Source organism: Sphingomonas sp. MMS24-J45 (assembly GCF_044881195.1).
In the GTDB taxonomy this organism is placed as follows: Bacteria; Pseudomonadota; Alphaproteobacteria; order Sphingomonadales; family Sphingomonadaceae; genus Sphingomonas.
Map to the genome: position 1 here is coordinate 745673 of NZ_CP173255.1, position 12385 is coordinate 758057.

Consider the following 12385-nt stretch of genomic DNA (forward strand, 5'->3'; position numbering starts at 1 on the left):
ATGTGGTTTCAGCCGAGAGTGGGGATCGCAGCGACATCGCAGCCGGGACATCGCGTGCAATCGGTTCACGATCTGCGCGGTCTCGCCGCGCTCGCGGTGTTACTTCATCATGTCGCGGCGAGCGCCTACGTCGCGCCGCCCCGCGCCATCGCCCGCGTGGCAGAACTCGGCTATCACGGGGTAACCGCTTTCTTCGTCATATCGGGCTTCGTCCTGCCCTATTCGCTTTATAGATCGTCTTATCGGCTGGAAGATTTCGGAGGGTTCATCACGCGCCGGTTCGCGCGGGTCGAGCCACCCTATTTCGTAACGATCGCGGCAGTGCTGCTGCTTAATCTGCTGGTGGCGACGATCAAACATACTCCTTTTCGGATCGATGGCGCACAAGTGGCGCTCCACGCCGCCTATCTCGTACCGCTCTTCGGCAAGAGCTGGCTGCTGAGTGTATTCTGGACGCTCTGCGTCGAATTCCAATTCTACGTACTGATCGGCCTGTGTTACCCACTTTTGCTGCGCCGCCCGGTACTGAGCGCGATGGGATGCGCTGCTGCGATGTGTTTCGCGACGCCGGGCTGGTTTCCGGTCGATCAAGTGGCGCTCGGCCAGCGCGAGAACCTCCTTTTGCATTTGCCCGTTTTCATGGTGGGCATATTGCTCTTCCTTCAACGGGAGCGACTGATCGCTCCGCACGCATTTTGGGTAAGTCTCGCGCTGTCGTTGGTCGTCATTGCGGTAAAGTCCCCCGCCGCCACGCTGGGTGCGACGATCGTCGCGTCGCTCATCATCGTGTTCGTTCGGCGTTCACACCCTGTCCTCGCTTTCTTCGGAGATATTTCCTATTCGCTGTATCTTGTGCACTTGCTCGTCATCCTGACCATATTGCCGTTGCTTAGCAGGATGTCGCTGGGCTGGTTCACGATGGCCGCGATTGCGGTGGCCGCCTCGATCGGTGCGGCAATGGGTCTGTGGCTGGCCGTCGAGCGCCCGGCGATCGTCTGGTCCAAGCGCCTGCCGCAGCGCGCCCGCACCGTATCTGCCGCACAAGGAGCCCCGGCATGACCACCCTCGTCACCGGTGCCGCCGGGTTCATCGGTGCCGCGGTATCGCGCGCGTTGCTTGCGCGGGGCGAGCGAGTCATCGGAATCGACAATTTCAACAATTATTACCCGGTCAGCCTTAAGGAAGCGCGCCTCGCTGCGATCGAGGCCGAAGCGGACGGGCGCTTTACGATGCACCGCGTCGACTTCGCCGATCATGCCGCGCTCGATGTGGTGCTCGGTGGGGCGGACTTCGACCGGATCGTCCATCTCGGCGCGCAAGCCGGAGTGCGGTATTCGATCGAGAATCCCCGCGCGTACATCCACTCGAATGTCGCGGGGCATCTCAATCTGCTCGAACTCGGGCGCGCGCGCGGCGTCGCGCATCTGGTCTATGCCTCGTCCTCCTCGATCTACGGCGGGGATGCTACCCTCCCCTTCAAGGTCGATGACCGCGCCGACCGTCCGCTGTCGCTTTATGCTGCAACCAAGCGCTCCGATGAATTGATAAGCGAGACCTACGCGCATCTCTATCGCCTGCCGCAGACGGGCCTGCGCTTCTTCACGGTCTACGGCCCCTGGGGCCGCCCCGATATGGCGATGTGGCTGTTTACCAGCGCAATTCTGGAGGGGCGGCCGATCCAGGTATTCAACCACGGCGATATGCGGCGCGACTTCACCTATATCGACGACATCGTGGCCGGAATCATCGCGTGTCTCGACCATCCGCCCGCCGATGATGGCAGCGTGAAGGCAGGCGGCAGCCCCAATCCGCACCGGCTCTACAATATCGGCAATCACAAGTCGGAACGGCTCGACCGGCTGATCGACCTGATCGAGGCGGCGTGCGGCAAATCCGCGATTCGCATCAACACGCCAATGCAAGCGGGCGATATGGCGGATACGTTTGCGGATATCAGCGCGATCGAGCGGGATTTGGGCTTTGCGCCAGGCGTCGCGATCGATGTTGGCGTTCCCCGTTTTGTCGACTGGTATCGGGCCTATAGCGCCACGTAGGACGCGCTTACGCCCCCTTCGCAAATGCAGCACTGGACGGAATGTTACAGGCTGCTATGGCGTCCACGCTGCATGCCGGGGGTATTTTGATGAGCAAAACCGCGTTGATTACCGGGATAACCGGGCAAGACGGGGCGTATCTGACGGAATTGCTGCTCGCCAAGGGATATGAAGTCCACGGGCTGAAGCGGCGGTCATCGTCGTTCAACACTGGCCGGATCGACCATATTTACCAGGATCCACACGAAATCGGCGCGCGGTTGCACCTGCATTATGGCGACATGACCGATTCGATGAACCTCACGCGCCTGGTACAGGAAACCCAGCCTGACGAGATTTACAATCTCGCAGCGATGAGCCACGTCGCGGTCAGCTTCGAGACGCCTGAATATACCGCAAACGCCGATGGCATCGGCACGCTGCGGTTGCTTGAGGCGATCCGGCTGCTCGGCATGGTCGACAAGACGCGCATCTATCAGGCTTCGACCTCCGAGCTGTACGGCTTGGTGCAGGAAGTACCGCAGTCGGAAACGACGCCCTTCTATCCGCGCTCGCCTTACGGCGCGGCGAAGATGTACGCCTATTGGATCACGGTGAATTACCGCGAGGCGTACGGAATGCACGCCTCGAACGGCATCCTGTTCAACCATGAAAGCCCGCGCCGCGGCGAGACCTTCGTGACGCGCAAGATCACGCGCGCGGTGGCGGCAATCCATCTCGGGCTGCAGGACACGCTTTACCTCGGCAATCTCGACGCCAAGCGCGACTGGGGCCATGCGCGCGATTATGTCGAAGGCATGTGGCGGATCGTGCAGCAGCCCAAGGGCGACGATTTCGTGCTGGCGACTGGCGTCACGCAGACCGTGCGCTCGTTCGTCGAGCTCGCCTTTGCCGAGGTCGACGTGAAGATCGACTGGAGCGGCAAAGGCGTCGACGAGGTCGGCCGCTGCGCCAAGACCGGCAAGACGCTGGTCAAGGTCGATCCGCGGTATTTCCGCCCGACCGAAGTCGATCTGCTGATCGGCAATCCGGCCAAGGCCAAGCGCCTGCTCGGCTGGGAAGCAACCACGACGCTCGCCGAACTGTGCGCAGAGATGGTGCGCGAGGATCTCAAGGTCATCGCACGCGAGGCCGAAAGCCGTCGTCCTGACGAAGAACGCCCCTCGACGCTGTACGCGGTCAAGAGCTGATCCTTATCCATGGCTATCGCCTTTGATCTGACTGGCAAGCGCGTGTGGGTCGCCGGGCATCACGGCATGGTCGGCCGTGCGATCGTGCGGCGGCTGGCGGGAGAAGGCTGCACGATCGTGTCGCCCGAAAAGCGGATCGATCTGCGCGATCAGGCGGCTACCTTTGCGTGGCTCGATCACGCCGGGATCGATCTGATCTTTCTCGCCGCCGCAAAAGTCGGTGGAATTGCTGCGAACAACGATTTTCCGGGCGAATTTCTCTACGACAACCTCATGATCGAGGCGAATGTGATCGAGGGCGCGCGTCGTGCCGGGGTCGACAAGCTGGTCTTTCTTGGATCGTCGTGCATCTTCCCGAAGCTGGCCGCGCAGCCGATGGCGGAAAGCGCGTTGCTGACTGGTGCGCTCGAGCCGACCAACGAATGGTATGCGATCGCCAAGATCGCGGGGCTCAAGCTGTGCGCCGCCTATCGTCGGCAATATGGCTGCGACTTCATCTCCGCGCAGCCGACCAATCTCTACGGTCCGTTCGACAATTTCGACCTGGAGTCGAGCCATGTCCTCCCCGCCTTGATGCGCAAGGCGCATGAGGCGAAGCTGGCGGGCGCGGCCGCGATGACGGTGTGGGGCAGCGGAACGCCGCTGCGCGAGTTCCTTCACGTTGACGATCTTGCCGACGCGCTCGTCTATCTCGCGCAAACATATTCGGACGAAGACTTCGTCAACGTGGGCACCGGGGAGGAAGTCAGCATTGCCGATCTCGCGCGGCACGTCGCGGACGCGGTCGGTTTTACCGGCGATCTCGTGTTCGATGCGAGCCGTCCCGACGGAACCCCGCGCAAGCTGGTCGATACCGCGAAGCTGAATGGTCTTGGCTGGCGCGCATCGACACCACTCAACCAGGGAGTGCCCGCGGTCTATCGCTGGTTTCTCGAGCATGTCATCAACGGTTCAGCGCGCGGCGCCACCGTCTGAAACGCTATACTACGCTTTGATAAGGGGAAGTTCACGTGGCACGTCTTTACGAAAGCAGGAAGCGCATCCTCGTCACCGGCGGCGCCGGGTTCGTCGGTTCGCATCTGATCGACCGTCTGCTTGAGCAGGGTCACGAGGTCCTGTGCGTCGACAATCTGTTCACCGGTGCCAAGCGCAATATCGAACATCTGCACAACCATTCACGCCTCGAATTCATGCGCCACGACGTGTGCTTCCCGCTCTATGTCGAAGTTGATGAAATCTATAACCTCGCCTGCCCCGCTTCGCCGGTGCATTACCAGCATGACCCGGTGCAGACGACCAAGACCAGCGTGATCGGCGCGATCAACATGCTTGGCCTCGCCAAGCGCGTGAAGGCCAAGATCTTCCAGGCGTCAACCAGCGAAGTCTATGGCGATCCGAGCGTCCACCCGCAGCCCGAAAGCTACTGGGGCAACGTCAATCCGATCGGCATCCGTTCCTGCTATGACGAAGGCAAGCGCTGCGCCGAGACGCTGTTCTTCGACTATCACCGCCAGCATCAGGTGGAGATCAAGGTCGCGCGCATCTTCAACACCTATGGCCCGCGGATGCACCCGGCGGATGGACGCGTCGTCTCCAATTTCATCGTCCAGGCGCTGAAGGGCGATCCGATCACGATCTACGGCGAAGGCAAGCAGACGCGCTCCTTCTGCTATGTCGACGATCTGGTCGAAGGTTTCCTGCGCCTGATGGACACCGGACCGGACGTGACGGGTCCAATCAACATCGGCAACCCGGTCGAATTCACGATGATCGAGCTGGCGCAGGAAGTGCTGGCGCTGACCGGTTCCAAGTCGGAACTCGTCTATCTGCCGCTGCCGCAGGACGACCCGACGCAGCGCAAGCCGGATATTTCGAATGCGAAGCAGTTCCTCAACAATTGGGAACCGAACGTGCCGCTGCGTGAGGGATTGAAGCACACGATCGATTACTTCCGCGGAATCCGTTGAGGATGGCGCTGACGCGGATCGCCACACCCGACGGCAGCGGCCCGAAGCGACCCCACCTTCACACCGTTTGGTCTTGATGTCGACGGGGCGCAATTTCGCGGTCAACCTCGGCGGTAATCTGCTCGGACTGGTATTGTTTGCCGCACTGACCCCGGTGTATCTGCACGCTATCGGGCCGGAGCGATATGGCGTGGTCGCGGTGATCCTGTCGCTGTCGACCTATGTCGCCACTTTCAACTTCGGGATGGGGCCAGCGCTGACCTATTTCGTGTCCGGCGAATTGCGCGACGATGTCGCCGCGCAATCCGAAGCCTATTGGTCGGCGATGGCGCTGAGCGCACCGATCGGTTTGATCGCCAGCATCATCATCTTCGGCTTGTTGCCGCTCGGACTCGCCGAACTTATGCACCTCAGCCCGGCGATCCGCGTGGAGATGCGCGGTGCGGTGGTGCCGCTGATCGGGATCGGCCTCTGCATCGTACTGGCTTCGAATGCGCGTGGCGTGTGGAATGGCCGTCACGCATTCCTGACACTGGCGGTCTTCTCGTCGCTCGACACCGTGCTTACCATCCTGCTGCCGGTGTTGGCGGCGATATTCGTGTCGAACGAGATTTCCGCTTTGCTCTACGCCACGCTTGCGGCCCGTGCCGTGATTCTGTTGTCTGCGATGGCAATATCCTCATTGCGGATGTTCGAGCACCGCCTGCCACGCGTCTCGCTGCGGCGTGTTCGGATGATGCTCGGCTATGGCGGCTGGGTATCACTCGGCACTTTAGTGGAGACGATCGTGTCGTCGGCCGATCGTCTCGTCTTGGGCACGGTCAGTGGCGCCTCGCAGATCGCGCTGTACAACATACCGCTTTCGGTCACGTCGCGATCGATGACGATCCCGCTCAGCCTGCTGTCGGTCATCTTTCCGAAATTGGTCGGGGCGGATGGCGAGCGCGAACGGGTGCTGTTGTCCAAGACGATCCGCTTCGTGCTGTTGCTGACGCCGGGATATGTCCTCGTCGCCGCTGTTTCCGCGCCGCTGCTACGCTATTGGATTTCGCCAAGTTTCGCTGACAGCGCGACGTGGAGCCTGCAGATCCTGACGCTTGCGCTCTGGATCGAGGCAATTTCCGCAATCTATTTCTTCCTGCTCAACGCCCGCGGCAACGCGCGTGCAAATTTCCTGATCGTTCTGATGGTGAGTGCTCCCTACATCGCAATGCTGGCGGTGGGCGCGTGGCTTTTCGGTGCGGCCGGTGTCGCGACCGCTTACCTCCTCAAGAACATTCTGCTGTTCACCGGGCGCGGTACTTTTGCCCAAATCCGCCGCGACGATTTGCGTGCGATCACCATCAACGTCGCGCCCCTGCTCTTGTGCGTCCTGGTGGCCCCGCATGGATGGGGTGGGATTACCGCCTTCTCGGTTGCGGTCGCGGTCATCGCGGCGCTGCTTTCGCTGATCGCGTGCCTGTGGACGCGTCCGCACGATCTCAAGGACATGGCGCTGGGCATGATCCCCGGCCGCTTCCAGCGCAACCCGGATACCAGTCTGTGAGAGCGGCCGCACTCACACCAGCCGTCGCGCTCTACGTCGGTGGCTTCGAAGCAATCGGCGGGATCGAGGCGTGCTTTCAGGACCTTGCTATCGCGTTGGCCAAGCAACCGGTCGATCTCGCGCTCTTCGCCTGGGCGACGGATCTGTCGCAATTGCAGACGATCGCGCAGAGCGGGGTAACGGTGTATCGCAGTGGCCTGCGCCGCGGGTCACAATGGCGCGTGCCCGATCAGGCTTTGTTCTGGCGGCACGGCGCGAAATTGAAGGACATGGATACGATCGTGCTCGGCAAGTTTCCGCCGCCCGCGACGCTGCGACGGATGCGCGCGATCGGCGGTCGCAACCGGAGTCGGCGCGCGGAGGTGCAGTATATCACCGCTTACCGCCCGTCTGAAATGTGGGGCGCCACCCTGCCCGGCTTTATTGCCGACTGCGTCGACACGATGATCGTGCAGAGCCCCGATTTCACCGCCGACTTGCGCGCCATGGGCTTTGCAGGACGGATCGTCGAAGTGCCGTATCTCCCGCCGATGGCCCCGATAACCCCTGCGTATGAGCCCCCAGCGGACCGCATGTGTCGGCTCGGCTTCCTCGGGCGGTTCGTGCCGCAGAAGAATCTGTTCTATCTGCTCGACATCATCGCGGCGCTGTTGGGCACGAAGATTGAGCTGCACATGTTTGGCGAGGGCGAGCATGACGTACGACTGCGCTCGGATGTCGCGGCGCGCGGTCTGCCGGTGATCTTTCACGGGGCGGTGCCGCGCGAAGCCGTAGCGGATGCGATCGATTCGTGCGACATCTTCCTCAATCCGTCGGTTAGCGAGGGGCAATGTCTCGTCGCACTCGAGGTCCTGAGCCGCGGCCGTCCGTTCCTCGCCTCCGCCGTCGGCGCGATCCCGCAAATCCTGGCGCGCGGCCGGTTCGGCGCAGTGCTGCCGCTGGACGATCCGGCTGCCGCAGCTGCTGTCATCAACCAGACGATCGGCGAGTGGCGCGCGGGCGCTTGGGTCCCCGCCGCGGTTGCGGACGATTATCGCCGCTCCTATCGCACGGATCATATTCTGCAGACCTATTTCGACCTCTTTACCGGCGTAGGCCGTGCCGACGGAGCGGCAAGCGCATCATGAAGCTTTTGCTGGTCGGCTATCTCCACAGTGAAGGCGGGGTGAAGAACCACACGCTATGGCTGGCCCGCGGGCTGGCCGCGCGCGGACATACCGTGACCGTGGCGACGCCTGGGCCGATCGGGACCGAACCATACGACCTGCCACAGGAAGACTCGGTGCGGATCGTCAATGTCGAAACGATCGGTCAGGTTGTGCGCGGTTACCCAACCGGAACGCCGGAAGCCTTCGATTGCGCAGTGGTGGTTGGAACCGGCTGGAAGTCGATGCTCGGACCGCTGCTAAATCGACGTATCAAAAAGCGCGTCTTTTTTGAGGTGATGAGCGGCGCCCGCAACGGAAAGATCGATCCGCGGATGCTGGTTCATTACGGCTATGACGCGCTCGTCGGCCAAGGGCGGCCGGTCGAAGCGCTGTTTAAGAAGAGCTTCGGCTGGACTGGCCCAAGCATCACCATCCCTGCGCTCTCCGACCCGCTCGAACTTGTCGCCGATCTCACGTTGCTGCCAAAAACCGCGCGTGCCCCCGGCAGTCTGAAGGCCTGCTATTTCGGACGTCTGGCGCCGCACAAGGGTCTCGGCTGGCTGATCGAGCGCTGGGACATTGTCGGACAGGACATCGCGACCCTCGATATCTGGGGCAGCGGACCGCAAGACGCCGAGCTTCGCGCGATGATCGCTGAACGCGGATTGGACGGGCGAATCCGCTTGTGCGGTCGCTTCCCCGGCGGCGCGGACTATGCGGCCTTATTGCACACCTATGATCTCGAAATCCTTCCTACCTATGGAGCCGAAGGCGCACCGCTAGTACTGCTCGAGGCGATGGCGTGCGGCGTACCGTTCGTCGCAAACGGGGTCGGCGGAATTCCGGATTACGGCAACATGGACTGCCGCATCACCAGCGGCAATCTCGACGAGTTTCTGCCCGCGTTGCGATCGTTGGCGAATGCGCTGTATGCGGATGAGATCGACCACGCGCGATTGCAGCGCCACTATCTCGAACATTTCTCCTACAAGGCCCTCTGCGATCGGTGGGAGGCATTTCTGCTGGATCTGGTCGGGGAGACACGCGCATGACCAAGGCCGTCATTACCGGCATCACCGGCCAGGACGGCTCGTATCTGGCCGAACTGCTGCTACAAAAGGGCTATGAGGTGCACGGCATCGTGCGCCGCGCCAGCCTGATCCAGCGCCCACGGCTTGATCATCTGACCGGCGATGTCGCGGTCTATAACCAGCGGCTGTTTCTGCATTATTGCGATCTCGACGATGTAACCACGCTGCGCCGTCTGCTGCTGTCGATCCAGCCGACCGAACTCTATCACTTGGCCGGGCAAAGCCATGTCGGACTCAGTTTCGAAATACCCGAATCGACGTGCCAGTTCACCGCAATGGGCACGTTGCAAATCCTGGAAATCGTGCGCGATCTGCCGGCGCCGCCGCGTTTCCTGAACGTCGGGTCGAGCGAACTGTTCGGCAATGCGGCACACAGCCCGCAAAATGAGGACACGCCGTTCCGCCCGATCACGCCGTACGGCGTCGCGAAGGCCTTTGCGGTCGATATGGTGCGCGTCTATCGTCAGGCGTTCGGGCTCTTCTGTGTCAACGCCATTTGCTACAATCACGAATCGCCGCGGCGCGGTGAGAGCTTCGTCACTCGCAAGATCACCAAGGCCGCCGCGCGCATTGCGACCGCCGGGGGCCCGAAACTGCAACTAGGCGCGCTCTCGGCGACCCGAGATTGGGGCTACGCGCCCGAATATGTCGAGGCGATGTGGCGCATGATGAACGCACAGACGCCGCAAGATCTGGTGCTCGCGACAGGCGTTTCCACTTCGGTCGGTGCGTTTTTGGCGCACGCCTTTGACCATGTGGGGCTCGACTGGCGCGCGCATGTCGAGGTCGACGAGCGGTTCCTGCGCCCAGCCGACGCGGCTGCGTTAGTCGGCGATGCCAGCCGGGCGGCCGCCGCAATCGGATGGCGCGCGCAGACCGATGTGGCCGCGCTCGTGCGGCTGATGGTCAATGCCGATCTGGCGGCGATCCGCGCAAACTAAGCCTCGCCGCCGAAGCGCTTTTTCGCTAGGCGTTAGAAAGTCCTGACGATCGGTGCCGCATGTCCGTTGAATTGACCATTCTCACAGGGCTGATCGCCCTGCTCGCTCTGCTCGCCGTGCTGCGCCCAGCCACGCTGTTCGCCTATCCGGTGGCGGGTTCGCTGCTGATGTGGGTGTTCCTGCTGCCCCAGGCCTGGCGCATCGAATCCAGCGGCGATTTGAACGATTTCGAGCCGACGCTGACGTGGAGCTACATGATCCTTTGCATGATCATGACGGCGGTAGGCTTTTGGGCGGGCGGTATCCGCGCTGCAATTGCAGGGCGCAACGATCTGGCCTCGCTCAGGGAGCGATACGATTTCGACAAGCTCCTGAAGGGCGCCATGGCTCTTGCCGTGATCGGCGGCATCGCGCAGATTTTGCTGGAACGCGAAGTTGCGACGATGCAGGCGGGTGATTTGTTTACCGGCGCGGTTGCATTCTACGTTATGATGACTGCGCTTTTGATTTACGGTGCCAGTCTTGGTTGGCTATTGTACCTGTATACGGGTGATAAAAGGGCCCTTGTGCTGGCCTTGATCGGGCTGGTCGTTACCGTCCCGACGATTTTGTTGGCGGCGCGGCGAGAATTGAGCTTTACCGTTGTTTCGATCATTTTTTTAGGCCTTTGGTTTGTCAAAAAGAAAGCGATCAGCCGCGTACTTTTGATACCGCTAGTGTTTGTCGGTGCCATTCTTGTTAACCAAGCGGGCGCGATCCGCGGTTATATCGCCAAAGAGAATTCGACCCTGATAGGCGCGCTTTCCGCAGATGATCTTGAGGACAAATCGCGTAATAAAAATAACTATGACGAAATGGCAAGCGGCGTTTCAGACATTGCGATTACATCCTGGTCTGATCGCTATAGCTTCCTAACCCCCTATTATAACACGATCATCCAGCTTTATGTTCCTGCATTTATTATTGGCCACGATCTAAAAGACAGCTTAAAAGCCGACGAAGACGAATCTGCTGGTGCCTATTCCAAGTATTTTGCAAGCGGTGCGACGCGAACCGGATTTGCCGACTCCTTCCAGGCATTTCACTATTTTGGATGTATTATATTTTTTGGAATTTCCTACTTCATGGGAGTTTTATGGAAGCGGGCAAATTCTGGTGATGTTCTATCCCAACTTTATTACATCATTTTGCTTGCAGCTGGTCTGAAGGTCTTCACCGAATCGACGAGTATTTTCTTTGGCGTGTTGCCGCTAATGTTCGGCTCTACTTATGCCGTTTTCCGCTACGCACGGCGTCCGAGAAAGGTGGGAGCCAAGCTCCTGCCAGGTGCTGTGCAGCGTCGTGCCTCCTGAGCGCAAGAGGTTCGGGGGCGTGATTGCGTTTCTGGACGTCAACACTATCTGGCGCCACAAGTTTGCGGAAGCGCTGCGCCGACGGTCCAGCGCGGCGTTTCTGCTCGCGCCATCTTCGGGAGCCATCACCCGGTCGGACCCTGCAGTAATACCCGTTCGCGTGCCAAAGGGATGGGCGGGCGTGTTGTCGTGGATCGGGATGCCGATACTGCTGCGGCGTATCGCGCAGCTGGCCGATTCTGATGGCGGCGCGGCCACGATCGTTGTCACCACCCCGCATTACTTGCCGCTCGCCCGCCGTGCTGCCGGTCGGAGCGCGATCGTCTATTATTGCTCCGACGATTACCGGTCTTATGCCGGATGGGACGCGAGGCGGATGGCGCGCGATGAAGCCGCACTGTGCCGGATCGCGCGATTGTCGATCTTCGTGAGCGAAGCATTGCGCGCGCGCGCCGTCAGCGAATATGCGCTCGATCCGGCGAAGACGTGCGTGTCCCCGAATGCGACCGAGCCGCGCTTTGCCGTGCCATCTGCGAAACCGCCCGGTATCGCGGCCCTCCCCAGCCCCATCTTCGGCGCGGCGGGTGTCCTCAACACGCGGATCGACCTCGATTTCCTCGCCGCCGTAGCCGCCGACTCGCGCGTCGGGTCGCTTGCCTTGGTAGGACCGGTCGAGGCCGCGCTCGAGGACAACCCTACGCTCGAGCGCCTACGCGCAGACCCGAAAGTCCATTTCTTTGGGGCGCAACCGCACGAAGACATGCCGCGGTGGATGGCGTCGTTCGATGTGGCAGTGATCCCCTATGCCGCAACACCGTTCAATCATTTCTGCTCGCCGATGCGGTTGTACGATCATCTCGCGATCGGACAGCCGATCATTGCCACGCCGCATTGCGACCAGATCGCCACACGCCCCGAAGTGTTGACCGGCGAGATTCCGGCGGTGCCGCAGCTGGTTGGCTCCGCTCTCGAAACGCTGAAAATGGGCCGGGTCCAGCGGATCGAGACGTGGGACCACCGCGTCGTTGCGCTGCAGGAAAGCCCGGTTGCCGGGTTCGGCTTTCCCCAATAGAAGCACCGGATCACAGGTCCGTGC

At 61.3% G+C, this 12385-nt stretch carries 11 protein-coding genes; all 11 read left to right on the forward strand.

What is annotated here, in order from left to right:
- Positions 1 to 54 precede the first annotated feature (54 nt).
- Positions 55 to 1059, forward strand: a complete 1005-nt coding sequence (locus AB5I39_RS03830; RefSeq protein WP_404371369.1) for an acyltransferase family protein — start codon at positions 55 to 57, stop codon at positions 1057 to 1059.
- Positions 1056 to 2054: an NAD-dependent epimerase/dehydratase family protein gene (locus tag AB5I39_RS03835; protein ID WP_404371372.1), complete on the forward strand. Its 999-nt coding sequence runs from the start codon at positions 1056 to 1058 to the stop codon at positions 2052 to 2054. The genes AB5I39_RS03830 and AB5I39_RS03835 overlap by 4 nt, the downstream gene beginning before the upstream one ends.
- Before the next feature lie 89 nt (positions 2055 to 2143).
- Entirely contained in the window at positions 2144 to 3244 is a 1101-nt protein-coding gene (gene gmd / locus AB5I39_RS03840) for a GDP-mannose 4,6-dehydratase (protein ID WP_404371375.1), read from the forward strand.
- A gap of 9 nt (positions 3245 to 3253) precedes the next feature.
- Entirely contained in the window at positions 3254 to 4219 is a 966-nt protein-coding gene (locus AB5I39_RS03845) for a GDP-L-fucose synthase family protein (RefSeq protein WP_404371377.1), read from the forward strand.
- Between the two features lie 35 nt (positions 4220 to 4254).
- The gene (locus tag AB5I39_RS03850) at positions 4255 to 5211 is read left to right on the forward strand and encodes a UDP-glucuronic acid decarboxylase family protein (RefSeq protein WP_404371380.1); all 957 of its coding nucleotides are present in this window, start codon (positions 4255 to 4257) and stop codon (positions 5209 to 5211) included.
- 76 nt (positions 5212 to 5287) lie between these two features.
- Entirely contained in the window at positions 5288 to 6757 is a 1470-nt protein-coding gene (locus AB5I39_RS03855) for an oligosaccharide flippase family protein (protein WP_404371383.1), read from the forward strand.
- Positions 6754 to 7884, forward strand: a complete 1131-nt coding sequence (locus AB5I39_RS03860) for a glycosyltransferase family 4 protein (protein ID WP_404371385.1) — start codon at positions 6754 to 6756, stop codon at positions 7882 to 7884. Before AB5I39_RS03855 ends, AB5I39_RS03860 begins: the two co-directional genes overlap by 4 nt.
- Entirely contained in the window at positions 7881 to 8957 is a 1077-nt protein-coding gene (locus AB5I39_RS03865; protein WP_404371388.1) for a glycosyltransferase family 4 protein, read from the forward strand. The genes AB5I39_RS03860 and AB5I39_RS03865 overlap by 4 nt, the downstream gene beginning before the upstream one ends.
- Complete coding sequence (locus AB5I39_RS03870; protein WP_404371391.1) at positions 8954 to 9937, forward strand: GDP-mannose 4,6-dehydratase; 984 nt, start codon at positions 8954 to 8956, stop codon at positions 9935 to 9937. The genes AB5I39_RS03865 and AB5I39_RS03870 overlap by 4 nt, the downstream gene beginning before the upstream one ends.
- 59 nt (positions 9938 to 9996) lie before the next feature.
- Complete coding sequence (locus tag AB5I39_RS03875; RefSeq protein WP_404371394.1) at positions 9997 to 11289, forward strand: hypothetical protein; 1293 nt, start codon at positions 9997 to 9999, stop codon at positions 11287 to 11289.
- Between the two features lie 181 nt (positions 11290 to 11470).
- Positions 11471 to 12361, forward strand: coding sequence for a glycosyltransferase (locus AB5I39_RS03880; RefSeq protein WP_404371397.1), 891 nt, complete (start codon positions 11471 to 11473; stop codon positions 12359 to 12361).
- The last annotated feature ends 24 nt before the right edge of the window (positions 12362 to 12385 follow it).